We start from the raw sequence: 18,866 nt of genomic DNA on the forward strand, positions 1-18,866 counted from the left end.
GTGCACCCCAATGGCGAACCGATATAACCAACCGTTTCGCTGCTACATTCTGTTGTCGAAAAAATTAGCATCGACTGCTTCACAAGTTTTTTTTAAAAAACTTGCCAAGGCCCTTCGACGAAGTTAACGGTTACTGCAGGGTGCAATCTGCATGACGGTCGATTATACGAATGACTCCGCTACCCATGTGCACGCGGAGAAGCGGTCAATCGAGCGGACAGTCCACGCTTTTGCGGTGTCCATAATTTTGGATTGGCTGGCTATTTGCGTTGTTCTCACTGTCTTCGTGCCATCGCTGGAAGTGGTCGAGCAAGGCGCGTTCGGTACATTGGTCAGGTGTTCCACGAAGGGAATGCCGATAGTTTAAGCGATAACCGTGTTGGAGAGTAACCAACTGCTAGGTGACGCAGCTCATAAGTATTACGACGTAATGATACAGAACTGGTAGCAGCACGTTAAAACGTGCTAGATTTCTATGCTGATACCATAATTGCGGCAGGCGCGCAAAGCAACTATATTAAGGACGTATCTGTACCATTGCTTCTGGCGGGTAATCGAGGAGAGCAGCTGGTCAATGAATCCCGTGAATGCCGTCCGTAAGATCGTCGCATATATACCTGCTCTGCCTGGTATTCAGACTTATGTAACAGGGGCATCGCCACTTATTGTGGATATGCGGCGCAGTGGTGAGACATTGGTGTTCGAGATCGCCGTGGCTTCGGTCGTTGTTATTTTGTTGTGTTGCTATTTTTCTATCGTTCGGTCATTAGCATCATTGCTTTGTCGTTCATGGTCACAGTTTAATTGACTGTGGTACGTGCAGTTGCCGATCTTCTCATGCATAGCGGTGCAGTTGGTCTTACCACCTTGTTAGGTCGTTTATATTTTAGACCGGCAAGGATTACGGGAGTTTCCTCTTCAGAGGCAGTATCAAGAGGAGAACCAGGCCGGCGAAACTAAAGGGTCCGCCTTTTATATCATGTACCGCGTAGCCGTTCATATCATTTTGGGAACTGACTTGACTATTGCTGGTGCTATTTTGTGACTCGAATTTGCCCGGAGGCCCTCTTTTAGGAGCCTGGCGATTCTCACCGCGGGTAGAGGATGCTGATTACTTTGGCGGTCCGCGTTGAAATGGTGGACAAGAATGCTGGTTGTTGGAAGCCGTTTTGTCCTGTTCGACTTCAAAATTTTTTATTAAAGTTTGTTTTTGACGGTGAGTTGGCACTGTGGTAGTTCGCTACCCCCTGCCCGTTCTGACTGTCAGCAATGGTGATTGCTCTTGTCGGCTTTCGGGCTTCTGTGATTTATGATCAACTACAATGACCTGGAATATTTACCCAACTTCGCTCCGGAAAATGAAGGATTTTCTGTCACGAATAATCACTTCTACTCTGCCCGTATGAAGCCAGATATTTTATACGATAAAATTGGATAATAATATGCTAAATACGGCGGATTTTTTGATACTGGACAAGCTGGATAAAGGAATATTTCGCGTTACGCTAATCTGGCGTGTGCCGACCATTTTCCGATCCGACTAAACAGCAATCCATCACCCGCAAATACTGTTTTAGATCGGCATGTGGAACACATGTTCATGTACAGTTTTTATTGTTTAGTACTAACGTATGAATGAATTGCGTAAAGTATGCTCACTAGATAGCTAAAAAACGGCTACTATATAGAAATATGGACACTTTTTCATCGAATTTCGAGAATATATACCGCCTGGATGATGATACTGTAGAGATGTGAGAAATAGCTAATTTGGTACACAAAATAATATCGCAGATTTGACTATTTTGGGTGACCAAATCGCAGCTATTTATATCGGGTAAAAGCTGCTTAGTTATGTTAACATTCTGGCCATTTCAGTCGATATTTGACGTATTGAGTAGCTTGGAGTGGGACGGAGACCCTGCAATTCACCGAGGACTCCTTGGCGGGCGTGCCGAGTGTAGAGGACTAGTCAGGAATTCGTAATCGGAAGTCTCACCTGAAAATTGTTCGGTTGTTAGCTGATTCGGTGATAACCGAGCCATGATGCGCCTTGACGATCCAGCTTACGATGGCCTGGCTCAAGCTATTGCCTAACCCATTATCCCAGGATTTGCCCGAGCAGACGAACTGCTTGAATAGCCGTGGCAGGGTGTCGACGTCAACTGTCAGACCCATCGTTACTAATCGCCCGTTTGTCGTCTGGCCCACTGGGGTCGCCGCGTTGACGAGTGAGCTCGTCGTCACTGTTACGCCCGGCGGCGTGTGTACTCGGGCGTTGCTGAGCAGGTTGCTGACGAATTGGTGGCGTTGGGCGTGCTCACCTCGGCTCTATACCGGTTTGTCAGGCAGGTAATCGATCCAACGGTGCGTCGAGTCGCGCTTCCGCGTTTGTTCACTGCGGGAATCACCAGTTAGGCTAAGTCGCCATCGCTGGTAAAGGGTATCGTGGGTAGCTCCGCGATGACTCCGGCGTAACGGGCGAAGGGTGTATCCGGGGCCCCACCCGAACCGTGAGCGCCGCCGTGACCAGCGGTGCGCTAGCCATAAGAACGATGGTGGTTATGTTCTTTCGTGCAATGATTTGGTTGGTGAGGGTAGGAGCGACACGCCGACGACAAGGATGTCGGGATCCTTCCACACGGCAGTCAACCCGCTAGGGTTCCCGGCTGCCGAGGTTTTCGGTATGGGTCAGGCCGTCATTCACATCTGCGTTTCGAGAGCGCGTACCGCGTCGAGCGGCGCGGGGCGCGGCTGGTTTTCGGAGAAGAAGCTTGCCAAGCCTACCATGACGCCGTTGTTTAGCACGGTTAAGGTTTACGGGCGTCTGTTCGGTGAATTCCAGCTGCGCCTTTTACAACGGCGAAGTATTGGCATGTGCAGAAGTATGTTCGCCGTTGAGGCATCTAGCGTATGGGTTATCTAATGTGTGCAGACCCTCGGTGACCGTTGCGTATTTATCGCGGTGACATACCTGCGTGGGCTCAGCACGAAGACGACGCCGACGGCTACCAAGCACTACACTGACGACAGCTCGTACGCCTAACAGCAACCTGGTGGCGCAACGGAACGGGTGAGTCATTATAGGAACTTTTCTGGATCGGACGTTTCGGTCTGTCGCCATATGGAGGCGTTCGGGAGTTATTCCGGTGGCCGCAGAATTGGCGCAGACGGTATGGATCATCGGTTTCTTACCGGAGTCGATCATTTCCTCCAATAAGAGATGGATAGATCGACGATGTTTGGTGCGCCTAGCGAAGGCGTAGTTCCAGACCTGGTCGATGGCAGCAGCGATATCGGCGTGCCGCTGCCGGGTAACTCATGCGTCTGGCGGTGTCGACTTGCAAGTCGCCGACTTTGAGGACCTCGGCTGCGAGTGGGGGGTAGCTTGGTGGAGCGCCGCAACAACCCACGGAGTCGAGCGATCAGCTCCTCGAGGCTGAACGGCTTGGTCATGTCGTCGTTAGTTACCTACAGTTTAGGTTGGTTACTCGGTTCCTGACCGAGTTGCGCGCGTTAAGGAACAGCGTCGGGGTGTACGGTTGGACGCTTGGATTTGCTGTAGAATTCGTAGTACTTCCATGTCGGGGAGCACGATGTCAAGGACCAGTATGTCAGGGGCTGACCTTGTCAAACTTGGTTAGGGCTTCGTGTCCGTTGTGTACGCTTTACATCGCCCGGCCTTCATAGTGTAGGGCCATCTTCACCGGGTTGGTCAACGCCGGATCGTTGTCGACCAGCAAAACTCGGATCGGTGTTCCGGTGGCCTGATAGATCTAAGGCAGCTGCCCAAGAGGATCCTAGCTACTCACATCCCGACATTGCGGTATTTTCCTCATTTTTCTTGAGCACGTAATCTGATTATCGTAAATTATCCAATATGGATGCATTACCCAATTTCGGGCTGGAGTCCGAGCACCTATGTGTTTACTAGTGCTGTATCAGTCTTCTTAATGTAGATAGTAAGCCAAAAAAATACTGTTATGTATATTTATTTGTCTTATGGATCGGCCACAATTGACGTCAACTCCAGGCCCAGCCATGATTCGTCTGTCAGACCCGAGAGCACCGACTGGTAACCACTGTTGGCGCCATGCAGTTCGACGGCAAGTCCGTCTCAGCCCGCGTGCGGACAGGCACGGTGGCGGGCGGTCATCTCAGTTCGGCACGGCCCCGGTGTTGACGGCGGGTGTGGGCGTTTCCAGGCTGGCAACAGGGAGTATGGCCGGGCGCGAGCCCGAGGTATGGGGCAGCAGGTTGTATTCCGCGCCAAGCTGATTCGGTGTTTGCTGGTTGGGTAAGGCTGTTTCCCAGTACACACGAAAGGCCTGCACACCGCTTCGTATGCGTGACTTTCGTTGTGTGGTGTCAGGCTTATTGGCTTCTACGGCGTTGTCGGTGCTGGCCATGTTGTGTTACAGGAGGTCTGTAACTTTTGGGAGTGGGCGTGCTTGTAAATCAATGGATCCGGCCCAAAATCTTCGACAGTAAGCACATTACGGATGATGGCCCTATGGGCATCGACATCGCTGAACTGATGATCATTGTGATAGCGCTCCTGACATGTTAATGGCTAGCTGTCCAGGAGACGTTGCAATGCTTGCTCTAGTTGCTCGTAGTTGTTGGCGCGTGCGCACTAGGCCGTCGCGTACCCCGTGCAGCACGTTCACGATGTTGCGAAACGCTTGATTCATCTGCTCCATAGTGTCGTAGGAAGTCGCCTGTTAAGTCCCACTCCAGCCAGAGCCCGCGATATTCAGTGACGAAGCCCACATCTTGAGGGCCTCGCCCTCGACCGTTTGGGCTTGCATCTCAAGTCGGCTCACCATGTCCCGCATCGCGTGCGGATCGGTCATAAAACGTGGTGCCATGTTGCTCTACTCTCTTGATCGTACAGTCTTTAGTTTGTCGAAATCATTTGTGTTTGTAATAGGTGCAGCGGAAACCGCATAACGGCTAGGTTACGGCTTAGCGGTTAACTAATGGTCTCGAATGCATGGCATATCCCTATTTTTCGCATCAGACCACGATCTGCTTGGGCATGACGATGGGCTTGAACCCTTATCGCGGCCCGGCATACGCGCTGGCGCCCTTGGCGGTCGCTGTCATACCCAGTCTACTCGAACATCCCGGTGACCGATTCGGCTTAGTTGGGTACGATCCAGCTACTGCCCTCTAGTTGGAGTGGTCGCCGAGTCCGGGTCCGACGAGCGGCGCGTTGCCTAAGCTTGTCGGCACTGCCATATTCGCCAACGCCGCTTTCCCTGCGGTGGTCGCACCTGAAGCGCCAACAACGTCACTGGCGACAACTGCTGGCGCTACGGTGCCAAGTGTATGTTCCAGCGGCACTGTGGTCGGAATGGTGGTGCCAACGCACCAAGCCGTAGTGGCAGACTTGCTGGACGCCATCCATTAAGTATCAATTAGAGTCAACAAAAGACCGTTGACTGCATTCTCGAAAGCTTGCATTTCGGGGAGCAAAAGGCTCCATACAGTCGAACCAGGAGCAGTCAGATTAGCAAGCAACCACACCGCGTTTGCAGGCTAGAGGTTAGAGTGGAAAGCCACCCCCGGATTGGGGAGGACGCCCCCAGGCCGGCTAACTGCGTTAGGTTGCAGGGCCGTCTCACCAGGATTAGTGGCCTGTGTCGCCGGCCTCAGCGGCTGGAGTGAGTAGGCCGCGTAGGTATTTTCGGCGGCGTTTTAGACCCACATCTCGACGTAGTGAGCCGCGGTGGCCATGCTTACTGGCGTGTTGATACCCACAGGAGTTCGTCGTTACCAAAAACCGGCCAGCAACGTCTTATTGGCGGTGATCGCCTCTGGGGGCAGCGTCACCATAAACGACTTCTCATAAGCGGCCGCCGTTGTGGTGCTAAGCTAGTTCACATATGGTTGGGCTGCTGTCGTTCCCGCGCAGGTCCATTGTTCGCCGGTTAACCTGGTGTCGATTGACTCCATATTATGTAGGACGGCTGAATTGCTCAATTCCGCCCGCGGCAATCGGCATTGGCCCTATGCCTGTGTGAGCCACACCAGAGGCCGGCCGGCCTCGTCGTTCCGGTGAGGTCCGCGGCGACCCTGCTGCACTGGCGGCGTCCCTAGCGTCAACTGGAATTAGACCGCCACTCGCTATCCCAGTCATGAACGACATAGCGGAGGACCAGTTCCCATCCTCATAGTTTAGCAAGTTCGCCAAGTTAACATACAGGATCAACAGGTTGCTGCTGGCGCTGCTGACAGTGGTCTCGACCATTGTGTCCATCTAGTTGATAGTTAGATCAGGGCATTGATGGGTCCATCAGGACCCAGCACTGGCCGAGGATGCGTTGGCGGCTTAAGCGGTTCCATACGTACTGGCGTGAGTCCCAAGGTGTTTATAAATTGCTCTTGAATCGCTTGGGTTTCGGCAGCGAACTGTTGATAAAGAGCGCCATAGGTAGCAAGGATCTTTTTCTCCAGGGCGTATATCTAGTCGGCGGCCGTGGGGCTGCCGGGTTCTGGGCGACTGTGCATGGGTTTTCCGCTATCAGTGAACTGCCTATCGTTGCTAGTTGTGTCGCAGTGGTGGCTAACTCTTTGGATATCGCTTTTAGAAATAACATCAATTGTTCCTACGGTGTGACGCTTCCAACCCAGGGATCGGACCGACTTTGTGTTTGCGTAGGTTCCCCTGTGTATTGTTGTAAGGGCAGTGATCTACGTCTTCGCAGTTCTGACGAAAGGTTCAGGGGAACTGATATTTACGACGTTCTTAGCGCCGACGCGGGCAGTTTTAACAAGCTCCGATCGGACTGGACATGGCGGCATCATCTGGTTCCCATTGGAGGCACCGGTTAATGCGCGTGGCGTGCGGATCGCTCGCTAAACGAAGCTTCAACGCACGTCGGGTAACGCGGCGACATCGCTTTGGGATGCAATGTCCCAGAAACGGCTTCCGCACGTTAGATTCTTCGCCGGGCCCCCATAGCCCAATTGGCAGAGGCAGCGGACTTAAAATCCGTCAAGTGTCGGTTCGAGTCCGACTGGGGGCACTGGTAACACGCAGGCTGTGCCGATGCAACCGGAAGGTTGGAGATTAGGCTTGCGGTGCTGTTGGCATGGCGCAAGCGTCAATCTCAGCTGTGTCTGCGAAGGTGATGGCCACTAGCGCATTCTAGGAGTTGGTGTCAACGATCGGTGTGGCAGCAGCATAGCGATCACCCAGCTGCATCCAAAGCAGGTGGGACGTTATGTCAAACGAGCCGATTCCTTCGCAAACAGGTCAGAAACATGGGGAGGGGGTATTCTGACTGTCATATTTGGCATTGGTGCCGGGGTTGACTGGCAACGTCATATTAGAGATGTCGCTTTGCTGGTGGCGCCTGGGCCTGGAAGTTCAGGGTTAGTTAGCTGGCGAGCGCGGCGGCTGCGTGGGGAGGGGGTAATGGGGACTGCCTTGATCGGTGAAGTGTCTAATCCATCTAGGGTGCCTTGACGACACCAAGTATCACCGTACATGCGAAGTACCGGCCATCGAGGGGTGAAGCCTTTGTTCTCGTAAAACGAGTAGAAGTAGTGCGCTCGATAACTCTCTTTGGCGTAACACAAGTCGACGTCATCTTCGGACTGTGAGCGGACAGCATTGTCAAGCAAGACGCTTCGGACATCTCGCCTTGGTTTTCTATTGCGATATAGAGCGCGTTGATTTTGAGATTATGGGGGTTAACTGGCTCTGGTCCAAAGATGCTTATGCCGATGAGCCTGTTAGTCGGTCTCGGCAAGCCACATTGACTACCCAAGTCGATTTAGCTTGTGGGCATGCCCGTCGTAGCTCCAGTTTTGCTCACTGAACATGTCAAGCACATAGGGTGTCAGGATTCCGGCGTAGGACTGTCGCCTACTCGGTTAGTGCATCTTCACGACGCGGTCGTAGTCTGGGGGCTCCGCTTGCCGGATCTGGATATCGTCGGGAATCTGTGTTGCGCTAACTACGCTAGTTACTTGGTTATCCGTTGGTAAGGTTCAAACACCCGGTCACCGGTAATCTGTTGGGCATGTAATTGAAATCGCTTGTCCAGCAACGGGTAATAAGTCTGTTTGGCAGCTAACGCTGCCGCATTGTTTGTACCTAGACGCCAATCGGGGTCAATGCCCATGCACTGACTCAGTGTGAGCGTGCTGTTTGGCTTTGCGCCGTGGATCGTCTATTGGGGTGCTGGTTGGTAACGTCCCCTTTACCGCTGAAGTGTTGGTAGCATTGGCAATCGCTGTCGCGGCTATAGGCTGAGTGACAGCGTCACCGGAAAACGCCAACATGCGCTCGGAATCGAGTACTTTCCAAAGTTTTTGGTGCTGACAGTTTTGGTATTTGCGCTCACCGAGTCGTTCACCACCAGCTGGATAAAGCAGTTTAGCATCGCCGGGATCTTGTGGGTGGTGCTCATTGGCCAGCTGACCGGCGAACTGTTTGTGCGTGACTTCGCAGCCGCGGAACGGCCTGACGACGTGGTCAAGACTCAGCTGTTCGCCCGGATCGTTACGCTACTCACCTGGATTTAGGGTGCCGCTTTAGCCGGCATTACAGTCTCGTCGGCGATCCCACCGATCGTGCAGGGCCTGGCGGGAACCTACGTCACTATCCTAGATACTAGGACTTCGTTGTACCTTCGTCTGCTAAGGGGTTATTCTGTTTTCGTTGTTTGGTGTGGCGGTGATAACGTCGCGTTTTTTTGCTCGACCGGATGCTAGCCGAAGTCGGCGATCTCTCCTGGGAAGTATCGTTCGTTGCCTACGACGAAGCCACCATCGATGCGCAGGAACATGCCAAACGCGAAGTCGGCGCAAGTATAACTTAGGCCTACGACGTGACGGTCGGAGGGATGGAAACACCGCTGACCGGGGACGATTCCCGAAAATTGTGGCCCTAGATCGACAAGGTCCGCGAGTGGCGACAGGAGACAACACCCCAACTCGGTACCGTTTCCACCAAAACGTGCTACAGTCGATCTGCTCCGAAGACCTGTTCAGCGGCTCCGCCGCTTGGATATGTTTACGCTTGGATATGTTTAGTTGCGGCGGGGTACACCCGGATATCTGTGTGCGTTCCACATTTTGTTGCGACCAAACAACATAGGGGCACCGCTGTGAACGCACCCAACAGATGCTATTCGCGGAGAAACAGTCACCATTACCAATAATGGCCGCGACCAAATCGAGGCTTACCGGGCCGAGCGCGTTAGCATTGAACCGCACAGCGATTGTGCGTGATCGTCCGAACTCTCTTTCCTCCAAGGACCAGTAGGTGACATATGACCACCGGCATAATTTTTGGGGGGAACTGTAACTGCCCTCAAATGGTAGCTGTGCGAAGAAAAAGCCAGTTCGCACCTCTTCGAATTCGTTGCTATCTTGACTCGGCACTAGTTGTCACTACTACACACATAGCACATACGCGTTATGTGTGGTAAAATTTTCATGATCTTTATTAACTATATGGCACTGGCGGATGGCTGCGCGGGGTTCTTGCGCGATGAGAGCCACCCACAGTGTGTGTAGTTGTGGCCGTCGTGGCTGCACTTGGCGTTTGGGGCTTGCCAGAGCCACCAGTCAGCCGCGCGAGTGTTTGACATCGAGGGCGACCGCCCCGTAGTGGGCACCGTGCGATTCGACAGGGATCGGCTGCGGTGGGTCGAAAAGGACAAGCCGATCTATGGTCCCTCACGCAACCCGCATTCGTAGATCGACGGTCGCCGCACGCACCGCCATGTTCGGGGAGAGCTGGACAGTCATCTTCGCCGATACTCGATCTACTGTCCTGCTATTCGAAACCATTTTACCAACGAGGGATTATATCGATCCGGGCGATGCCGCCTTCGAACATGTAGAACCCAGCTCGATGCAGAAGCTGTATCCATACACGGGGGGGGGGCTATTGGGCTACTGGTCAGTGTGGGAGAGACACCAGATGTATCCTGTTTCCGGGTCTGGCGTCGACGTAATAGTATACCATTACTTCCTGTTACGTCGATCGCTAGCCCGGTGTCCTTCTATAACGAGAAATTCGATATTATTGTCCGTCGATAGTAGGGTCCCGCTGCGATAGCGTAACCGATTCAGCTGATTGCCGGCCGGTTGTTCGTCGTGCGGGTAATAGATCGAGTACGTCGCGCCGAGCCGTCATTGCTGGTGTTGCCACCTGGAAGAGCGGCGACGGCAAGGTCTGGTTCTCTCAGTGCAGAATCTGGATAGACAACGCTGTTTCGACGGTTAGTGGTGAAGAGTACCTACGATAGGGGAAAGCTGGTTGACGTAGTCGTTTCCGGTGCGGACTCAAACGGTCTAATGATCGCATGTGAACTGGCGTTGTGCGGCGTGCAACCGATTGTGCCGGATTGTTTCGCCAATCCCGGCAATAGAGTGCAAAGCCAATGACTTTGGCGGCTAGTTAATTCGGATGATTGATATGCGTGGGCTCTATCACGAGTTCGGTGGTTAGTCTGGTGCACATCAGCCGGTTGTGGGTGGTGTGTGCGTCGTGATTCCATTGGTTTATGCTCAGGAGCTAGGCAATCCGATGCATTGTGTTGCCGATGTGGCAGCTACGGTTTAGTGCGGCTACTGGAACGATGCACTCGCAGTCTCGGCGTCGCCGTCCGCTGGCGTCGCGAACTCACCCAGTTGGTCGGGGACAGCGGCATCACGTTGGTGGTTGTCGGACCTGACGGAGGCTATACACTCACCATCAGGTACATACTCGCCGCCGACGGCTCGCACAGCTGTGTCCGCAAGAACGTTAGGATCGAGTTCCCCGAGAATACCGCTTCTGTCGTTATTCATGCCAGTAACGTGCACATTCCCGATCACCTTCGTGCCGTCGACAGCGTTGTCGGCGTCTTCGGGTTTGGCGTAGGCAGTATCCTTTATATCTGTTTTCGGTCCCTTGTCATCCGGGCACCACCGATTTGAGCAAGGGGTGTTGGTGCTTTTGCTCGACCTGTAGCTGGGGTGCTCGCTGGTCGTGACGATGGAGTTCGGCGACGATCCGGTTCCCGGCAAGGCTACCGTGACTTTGCTAATGCTCTAGAACACCCTGTGTCGGCTACTTGCTCGATTACCGGGCTCGCTGGGTGGTGACTACTGGCGGTTGTGTTGAGGTTAATGTTAGCGCGGACTCGTTGTGGGGGTGGAGTAAAGGGTGGTGGGTCAGTGTATTGGCGGGTCGGTGCGTCAGGTCGCAAAGGTCGGTATCGATGCCGTGGTGATGCGGGTATGAGAGTCGTTTCGAGGTCTTGGTCTCACGCTGGGGTTGTACAGCGATTCTGTGGTAGGGCGTTGTCTTGTGGTTGATCATGGCCGCAGTGATCACATCAGTGCTGTGGTCCTTGGATAGGTGTAGCAGCTGCACGAATCCGCTACTTGTGTTCGGCCAGGGCGCCGATTTGGGGGTCTAATTTTTGCCGATGATTACATCATCCGCCCAATGCTATGAGGTTAGAGCACCACACGGTCGTGTAGTTTTCGCGGGACGTGCACTGGTGGTGGCCATACCTAGAGAATAATGGTGGTGCCCGGTTTTAGCGTGCTGTGCCCTCAGCGTGCGGAACATCCACCCAGTGCGCACATGTTGGTTGAGCTTGGACTCGATGTTGAAGTGTTTTATAGGACACCTGCATCTTTCGGGCCGGTCGGGATAGGTTTTGGGCCAACACCCCCACAATTTGTTCGGGACTGTACTTCTTGGCCAGCACACATGTCTATCTCCGTACGCAGCTGCCCACAACGCTCACCTTGCCGGCCTTTAAAGCCACTGGCCCACTGCTCACTGCATAGCTAAGCAATACAAGCTCAGTAACCCGATTGAGCGTCTTAGCCAGCATAGTTGGTGTCGAATCAGTGCAACCCCCAAAGCAACCCGCAAACACGCGGGCCCCACCCTTGCTGGTGATCTCACGCACGATCCCCACCCCCACCCAACCCAAACGAACGGTTAACGATCGATCACATCAACTCACAACACTGCAACACACCGCCACCCTTTACTCCACCCCCACAACAGAACATGCACACAAAGTACAATTCAACCCCGAGAGAGCGCTACGTTATGCGGTCTCGGTGCTCTGCGGTCAACGTGGTCAGGAAAGACAGTCACTTACGTGCATTACACCCCACCAGAACCCCAGAATCATGAAATACTGAGGCTGGAAACGGTATCTGGCGTTGAGTGGCGCGCTCCAGTCGCTGGCCCGCGTGCATTCCTAGGCGACTGATCGTGGAGAAAATCTCATACCTCTATACTTTTGTTTCTGTCCTACAACGTAGCTGACAGTATACATGGTGCATGTCCTGCTTGAATGCATTGTTGTCGATCGAAAGACTATTTACGAATGTCCAGTCATTATGAAGGAAAATCCGAGGTAGAGATTATCCCTACCTAACCGCTGACGACATCAAGGAATACTTTAGAAATATTACGCGACAGCGCAAGCCGATCACGCGATCCGGATCCCGTCGTAGTCTGTGCGTTTCTGATCGATACGCAGTTTCCGCCAACGTTAGTTCAGACGCTTATCACGTCTCCGGGCATGTGAAGGAAATCAGACTGGGCGATGCATCAGATCGGACATCTGACGCTATGCCATCCAGTACGACGCCGTGCTCGTCACAAAAGATGAGGGCTTCTCTGACATGTTTCTCCTAAGAATAAGAACCAATGCTTCCGGCGTGGTGTGTGGATCCGTGTCGGTAACACGCTACGCCAAGCACTGCTTAAATGGTTTGAGCCGACGATTCACCGATATCGCTAAGCTGGAAGATAAGGATAACAGTATTATCGAATTGCATTGAACAGTATGGCTTTAGGTAATGTCAGCCGTACTCGAAACTTCATCAATTCTGTTCAATAATTCTGTTCAATAGTCAAAATCAGACACCGAAGTCCCTGTTACCACACTCCATACTCCAGCCTTTCACGAATATGAAAAATAACATATCAATCTTTGCCAACAAGAAGTTGTCCACTTAGATAGTAGGAAAAGGCGATACTTTGCTTATTATAAATTGTGAATGCCAGCGTAGAATTCCTCGAAAATCCTACGTTGACAATCTAGTTAAGATTAGCTAAAGCCACTATACTTATCCACACCTATCCACTTCTTCGTTAAGGCGTTACGACGAGTGAGTTTCCCGCTTTACGTGGTTCCATGACCGCCGGGCCGATGCCCAGCAGACATGCCGCGTACAGCCCGACAAGCACTACGCCTGTACCCACCGCCTAACCGGCGTGACGCTTAACCAAAACCGGCGCGGGCGCGCATACCCTGCCTAAACTAGGTATTGTAGGCAAGCCTAACGAGGTACCACCAACCCTGTAGAAGGTGCTGCACTTTTCGATGTCCCATATCTCCCTTCCGGGAGCGGAAACTGACGCACCTTGGCACAGGTACCTCGTCATTTTACGACGATCCCAGGCAACTCCTGGTCGACGAGATCACCGAATCCGTCGGGCACAGTAGCCGAACTCGACAACTCTTACAAGTAACGTCGTATCCGCTGAACAACGTGGACAACACGCTTAGACTTCCATTAAGAATTTCGTCGTATATGTGAGCACGTACATACAGTCACGAGTGATGGCCAGTTTTTCGTTGGTTGGCACCACAAGGACAGCAATCGGTGAGCTGTCCTGAGAAATGCACACAATCCCCCAGCTTTGGGCCTTGAGATCAAATTCCAGCCCTAGTCAAGCATGATGTCGAGTCCCGCTATGCTGAGTAACGCATCGCTACGCACCGTCGGGTTATTTTCGTCGATCCCTACGGTAAAGCTCACTGCATCAGTATGTCCCAGCATCGCAAGGTAGGGTCCGATGTACTTAGGTAACCGATTACGATGACCACATCGTGTGCTAAAATTATGCTGCACTGCAGCTTGATTCTATACATCTCTTGTGGTGGAGAGGAAATAGCGCTTCCCGGTTAACCTGCCGGCTCCGACTGGTGATTGAGCATGGACTCGATCTCGTCGACATCTGTCTGAGCGCTGAGCCACAACTAGCTGATGACGCTAGGGGGCTATATGCATCACCGCGGGTGTTCATAACCAAACTCTCCAGCGGAGGCAGGATCACGGAAGTGTCGAGTAGCCTACTGACTGCGACCTCCTACCAAGGCTCCGGGACTTAGTTGCAACACAATCTGATTAAGACTGTGGTACGAACTGTCCAGGAAAGCGGCGGCCGGCCCGCTCACTTACCGATGCGACGTGCCATAAAATCCATAGCGGCGAATCTACTATCGCTCGACCAGCCGACGATCAATGGCGTATGTTGCAGCCGCTGGTTATAGATCGTGAAAGAAAACTATGGCGAACACCACGATACGCGGAATGCTGTGCGGCCACTTTCGTGTCACCTCGAGTTCTTGCACCGCAGACGTCTTATGCAGCGTGGACAAGAGGCTGGCTTTACTCTCGTTGCCGACGTACACCACCCGATGCCCAACCGCCACCAGCCTGCAGTTCTGCAGGTCAACACCCGATCGAGTATGTTGCTGCAAGCAATAGGTGACCATGGGCAGTATGGCAGCAGTCGGGATCGGGATGGCAAGCTGGGTCAACAGGTCCGCAACATCAACGTGGCGGTACATCAGTTCCAGTGCAGATCGACCTTGTGCTGGCACGGTTGCCGCAAGCCGAGGTGGCCACGCTGGCCGTTCTGTAGGTACCCAGGGTGGTGGTGATCGGCAACCTCAGCCGCAGCCCCGATACCAACGCCGCGATCGACGGCTGCAGTTCGAACACACCGTTTAGGATGATGCACGAAAACTCCAGAAAACCTTTCGGCGGAATGGGAACTGGTTACGGCAAGCGCCACATCAGAGCGGTCACTGGGGTAATGACCGTCATCCCATCACACCGCCGTTCCAGCACATGGTCGGCGGGCATCCTGGCGACCAACATGTCGGTGACCGCGCAATCCCACAGAGACACGTCACCGCTGACTGGCGTCCCGGTCACGGCCATCTTCAGTTCAGTCACGATCGACGTCGCCAACAGGATCCGGGCTGGACAGCGTATAGCTGGGAGGGACGAACACGCGCAACGCCTCGCGCACGGACTCAAGTTGTACCGGTGGGCCACCACCATCGAGGCGTGGGCACGCGGGGTGGCCAGTCTCTTAGGAACACCACCGACAAGACAACACCTACGAAAGGTGGTCGGGGCTGCGGGCATTGGCACTCACCGCGAGCAGCATAGGCGCTCCCTAGTTGACCGCGATGCGAACGTTGACCGAAAGTTTCAGTGGGATAAGCTCCCACTCCCAGGTCAAGGTAATCGTTGCCGACAATCACGACGATGTCGCATGCCTCGGCCATCGCGTTATACTGTCGATAAGTCACACTAAAGCACCAGTTGATAGAGCAAACCCGGGGCGGTGTGAGCCAGCAGTAATTCCAGAGCGTAATGTAACAGATATCATTGAACCGAGTGATCGGCCAAACCACGCCGACTTTAGCGATCGTGGTGTGCAAGTAGGCTTCGGGGTCGTCAAGGGGTACCGATCTCGGGATGTCCAGTGCGATCGTCACCTTGCCGGACGCCGATTCAGGCGCGGCAATCGAGGTCGCCGGATTCGGCGGCAGCCTGCCTTCAGCCCAGCCGCCGCAGCCGGGGCGCCAGATCTTTCTCAAACAACTCGAGGAAGCGGCGCTGGTTATGACCGGGAGCATGAAACACCAGATGATTGAGGCCCCACGTCACATATTGACCAACCCTTGCTACGGCTTCATCAGGATCCGACACCACGATCCAGCGCTTGGCAACCTGCTCGATCGGCAGTGCGTCGGCGACCTTCTCCATCTCGATCGGGTCGTCAATGCTGTGCTTCTGCTCGGCGGCCAGCGATAGCGGCGCCCAGAACCGGATGTTGGACAGAGCCTGCTCGGGATCGGGGTCGTAGGACATCTTGATTTCGATCATCTTGTCGATGTCGTCAGCATCTCTGCCAGCCACTGCTGCCCCTTCTAGGACGGCAGGAATAAGCTTTTCAGTGTATAGTTCCTCCCCCTTGCCAGAGGTGCAGACGAAGCCTTCGCCGGCGCGACCGGCATATTTGGCCACCTCCGGGCCACCTGCGGCAATGTAGATTGGCACACCGCCTTCGGGTACGTCGTAAATCGACGCACCTTTGAGCTGGTAATAGTCGCCATCGAAGTCGACACGATCACCGCGCCACAGCTCCCGCATTAGCCGCACAGATTCACGCAGCCGGGCGAACCGCTCCTTGAACTCCGGCCAGGCACCCTGATACCCGGTGGCAACCTCGTTAAGCGCCTCACCAGTGCCAACTCCGAGAAAGACCCGGTTCGGATAGAGGCAGCCCATGGTGGCGAAGGCCTGCCCTATGACAGCAGGGTTGTAGCGAAACGTCGGGGTAAGTACCGAGGTACCCAGCAGAATCCGGTTAGTGCGTTCACCAACTGCAGTCATCCACGACAGTGAGAATGACGCGTGCCCGCCCTGGTGACGCCACGGCTGGAAATGATCGCTGACGGTAGCGCTGTCCATCCCGTGAGCTTCGGCGGCAACCCCGAGTTCGACTAGTTCACGCGGTGCGAATTGTTCAGCTGACGCCTTGTATCCAAGTCTCAATTCAGCCATTAGTTCTTTCTACTCCTCGTGGCCGATTGCAAGCGCAGCTGAGCCGGGCGCAGCAGGTCTCCACACATCAGACTTAGACTCTCCGACATGGCAGCGGCGACTCTCTTCCAGGTCACCGATTCGGTGCATTTTGCTCGCGGCGACGCGGTGAACTGGGCACTAGTGGCCGATGACACTGGCGTCATGTTGATCGACACCGGCTATCCTGGCGACCGCGATGACGTGGTGGCCTCACTGCGCCAACTTGGCTATGAGGCCGGCGATGTGCGCGCCATTCTGTTGACCCACGCACACATCGACCATATGGGTTCAGCGATCTGGTTCGCCAGCAAACACCGTACTCCAGTATATTGCCATGCCGACGAGGTTGGACACACCAAACGGGAGTACTTAGAACAGGTTTCGTTGCTCAATATCGCTATGCGTGTGTGGCAGCCACGGTGGGCGATCTGGTCCGGTCACGTGCTTCGTAGTGGCGGCCTGATCCGCGGCGGTATCCCGACCGCCCAGCCGCTGACTGCGGAGACGGCCGCCGGGCTGCCGGGTCACCCGATGGCTATTTTCACTCCGGGGCACACCGGCGGGCATTGCTCATATGTCGTCGACGGCGTGCTGATCAGTGGTGACGCACTTATAACCGGCCATCCGCTGCTGCGTCACCGTGGGCCGCAGCTACTGACGGCCGTGTTCAGCCATAGCCAGAAGCAGTGTCTGCGCAGCCTGGACGCGCTGGGCCTGCTGGAAACCCGCATCCTGGCGCCCGGCCACGGCGAGCTATGGCACGGCCCCATCCGCGAGGCCACGGAAGCGGCGTTGAAACAAGCCGGAGCGCTAACGCGTTGAGCGACGCCTCAAGATCAGCTCAACGACAGCACGCCAACCAAGGAACAATGCCGCGGTAGTCGATGCAGCTACCACCATGAAATTCGCGACCACACCTGCGGAGCTAGCTTTGCGCAACGCCACACCGACCACCACGGTGCACAACCAGACAACGACACCGGTGGGGACAACAGCCGTGGGCCGCTGCCAGCCGCGAGACGCCAGCCACCCAATAGCCGTTCCGGTAAGAAACGGCCACAAAGTAACTGCGAGGTCGGCGACGGTGAGGCCTTCGGCATGACTGCAGCGCCCGACAGCGCAGAACACCGACACAGCGACGATGTCGGTAGCTAGCCATGCCAGCGCTTGCCCCAGCCGCATGCAGCAAGACTACGCGACTATTTGACCCCACCACGGTGGTGAACCTAGATTTAGTCGGCACTGAAGCACCGATTCGCACGCACGACTTGAGGGGGCGACCGGCGCTGGATCGGCTATCGGCAAGGCAATAGCGCTGGCGTTCGCCGCACAAGGCGGCCAGGTCGTGACTACTGACCTCGACGAGGCCGCATCTACGTCCACCGCGGATCAGTAACCCCAGCCGGTCACCGCGCTGCCGATAGATATCGCCGAACCAGACCAAGTCGCCGCCTTGCGTGATCGTATCCGAGCTGAGGCCGGCGTAACCAACACCGTGATCAACACAACCTGTTGAGACAGAAATAACTAATTCATCAACGCTACAACAGAATTCGTGGAAAAATAGCAATAATCAACTACCTGGGGCCGTTTCACCGCTGCGGTACTTTCATGCTATCGACGTTGAGGCACACGCTGGCACGAAGGGTGGGGTCATCGTGACACCGTTGGCCAGATTATGGTCCATGCGTGTGCCCAGTTCCGGCCAACATGCCGCTGTTTCACGCACAACCCATGAAATTGAAAGAGACTCGGGTCAAAGCGATTCCGCTCCGACATCTGAGCCAGACCTAGAAGGTCAACGCCCCGGTGTTTTTCGTGTCTGAAGCTGAATCGTTTATTACCGGTCAGGTGATCAGTGCCAGCGGTGGCTTAACAATGGCAGCCTGCCCATATGAGGGCACACAAGCATCGCCCGCCTTCGACCGATATAACCTGCTCGTCCTGGATGCATCTCTGCCAAGCGATAAGATCGTTGTGCGCGACGCGGGCAGAAAGTTTCCACAGAGCATGTCACCAATATACTGCCGACTGGTTCGAAATCGATGACCTTCCGATCCACGAACTTGCAAAACAGTTCAGCGGACTCAGGCTGCTAAGCATGCACTTCCCCGGAGTCGGATGTAATAAATGTAATAATAGTAGCTCAGCCGTGCACTACTGCCTGGCCTGTGTAAAACAGGAGACCACTGACTCCAGTATCTAGT

Annotated in this window: 13 protein-coding genes, 1 tRNA gene and 5 pseudogenes; 10 read left to right on the forward strand and 9 right to left on the reverse strand. The window is 54.4% G+C overall.

Annotated features, from left to right (window positions below; genetic code table 11):
- Nucleotides 1-151: 151 nt before the first annotated feature.
- The 3 genes from ML_RS14715 to ML_RS01310 all read left to right on the forward strand — a co-directional run bounded on the left by ML_RS14715 (nt 152) and on the right by ML_RS01310 (nt 2,418).
- Nucleotides 152-367, forward strand: coding sequence for a hypothetical protein (locus tag ML_RS14715; RefSeq protein WP_049769627.1), 216 nt, complete (start codon nt 152-154; stop codon nt 365-367).
- 207 nt (nt 368-574) lie between these two features.
- Nucleotides 575-808, forward strand: coding sequence for an MMPL family transporter (locus tag ML_RS18375; RefSeq protein WP_111480951.1), 234 nt, complete (start codon nt 575-577; stop codon nt 806-808).
- Nucleotides 809-2,265: 1,457 nt separating this feature from the next.
- A complete protein-coding gene (locus ML_RS01310; RefSeq protein WP_156511845.1) occupies nt 2,266-2,418 on the forward strand; it encodes a hypothetical protein in 153 nt (50 codons plus the stop codon).
- 751 nt (nt 2,419-3,169) lie between these two features.
- Here the strand turns inward: ML_RS01310 and ML_RS14720 are convergent.
- Both ML_RS14720 and ML_RS01315 read right to left on the reverse strand, forming a co-directional pair.
- Nucleotides 3,170-3,776 (reverse strand): annotated as a pseudogene (locus ML_RS14720) (response regulator); the annotation flags it as partial.
- 797 nt (nt 3,777-4,573) lie between these two features.
- Nucleotides 4,574-4,871, reverse strand: a pseudogene (locus tag ML_RS01315) (WXG100 family type VII secretion target).
- 347 nt (nt 4,872-5,218) lie between these two features.
- On the opposite strand from ML_RS01315, the gene ML_RS01320 reads away from it, so the two are divergent.
- From ML_RS01320 to ML_RS01335, 5 genes and pseudogenes are all read left to right on the forward strand, one after another.
- Nucleotides 5,219-5,416 carry a hypothetical protein gene (locus ML_RS01320; RefSeq protein ID WP_145985160.1) on the forward strand — a complete coding sequence of 66 codons (198 nt, stop codon included), beginning with the start codon at nt 5,219-5,221 and terminating at the stop codon, nt 5,414-5,416.
- 1,544 nt (nt 5,417-6,960) lie between these two features.
- A tRNA-Leu gene (locus tag ML_RS01325) sits at nt 6,961-7,034 on the forward strand.
- A 1,117-nt stretch (nt 7,035-8,151) separates the two neighbouring features.
- A pseudogene (locus ML_RS14725) lies at nt 8,152-8,909 on the forward strand (hypothetical protein).
- Between the two features lie 381 nt (nt 8,910-9,290).
- Nucleotides 9,291-10,065: pseudogene (locus tag ML_RS18380) on the forward strand (DUF427 domain-containing protein).
- Nucleotides 10,066-10,509: 444 nt separating this feature from the next.
- Nucleotides 10,510-10,947 (forward strand): FAD-dependent monooxygenase, encoded by a 438-nt coding sequence (locus ML_RS01335; RefSeq protein ID WP_111480954.1) that lies wholly within the window; start codon nt 10,510-10,512, stop codon nt 10,945-10,947.
- Nucleotides 10,948-13,716: 2,769 nt separating this feature from the next.
- Here the strand turns inward: ML_RS01335 and ML_RS17175 are convergent.
- The 6 genes from ML_RS17175 to fgd form a co-directional block, all read right to left on the reverse strand.
- On the reverse strand, nt 13,717-13,902 hold the full coding sequence (locus ML_RS17175; protein ID WP_269147051.1) for a hypothetical protein: 186 nt from the start codon (nt 13,900-13,902) through the stop codon (nt 13,717-13,719).
- A gap of 416 nt (nt 13,903-14,318) precedes the next feature.
- The gene (locus ML_RS01345) at nt 14,319-14,624 is read right to left on the reverse strand and encodes a hypothetical protein (protein ID WP_049769628.1); all 306 of its coding nucleotides are present in this window, start codon (nt 14,622-14,624) and stop codon (nt 14,319-14,321) included.
- Complete coding sequence (locus ML_RS14735; RefSeq protein WP_156511953.1) at nt 14,608-14,778, reverse strand: hypothetical protein; 171 nt, start codon at nt 14,776-14,778, stop codon at nt 14,608-14,610. Before ML_RS14735 ends, ML_RS01345 begins: the two co-directional genes overlap by 17 nt.
- Nucleotides 14,779-14,835: 57 nt before the next feature.
- On the reverse strand, nt 14,836-15,030 hold the full coding sequence (locus tag ML_RS01350; RefSeq protein WP_145985161.1) for a hypothetical protein: 195 nt from the start codon (nt 15,028-15,030) through the stop codon (nt 14,836-14,838).
- Between the two features lie 65 nt (nt 15,031-15,095).
- Nucleotides 15,096-15,668, reverse strand: coding sequence for a hypothetical protein (locus tag ML_RS01355; RefSeq protein ID WP_049769630.1), 573 nt, complete (start codon nt 15,666-15,668; stop codon nt 15,096-15,098).
- A complete protein-coding gene (fgd, locus tag ML_RS01360) occupies nt 15,628-16,638 on the reverse strand; it encodes a glucose-6-phosphate dehydrogenase (coenzyme-F420) (RefSeq protein WP_010907639.1) in 1,011 nt (336 codons plus the stop codon). Before fgd ends, ML_RS01355 begins: the two co-directional genes overlap by 41 nt.
- 87 nt (nt 16,639-16,725) lie before the next feature.
- Between fgd and ML_RS01365 the strand changes: the two genes are divergently transcribed.
- A complete protein-coding gene (locus ML_RS01365) occupies nt 16,726-17,481 on the forward strand; it encodes an MBL fold metallo-hydrolase (protein WP_010907640.1) in 756 nt (251 codons plus the stop codon).
- Here the strand turns inward: ML_RS01365 and ML_RS01370 are convergent.
- A complete protein-coding gene (locus tag ML_RS01370; RefSeq protein ID WP_010907641.1) occupies nt 17,470-17,841 on the reverse strand; it encodes a DUF3054 domain-containing protein in 372 nt (123 codons plus the stop codon). The two genes, ML_RS01365 and ML_RS01370, sit on opposite strands and share 12 nt — an antisense overlap.
- Before the next feature lie 115 nt (nt 17,842-17,956).
- On the opposite strand from ML_RS01370, the pseudogene ML_RS18385 reads away from it, so the two are divergent.
- Nucleotides 17,957-18,546, forward strand: a pseudogene (locus ML_RS18385) (SDR family oxidoreductase); the annotation flags it as partial.
- Between the last annotated feature and the right edge of the window lie 320 nt (nt 18,547-18,866).

Origin of the sequence: Mycobacterium leprae TN, from assembly GCF_000195855.1 — a bacterium.
GTDB classification, from domain to species: domain Bacteria; phylum Actinomycetota; class Actinomycetes; order Mycobacteriales; family Mycobacteriaceae; genus Mycobacterium; species Mycobacterium leprae.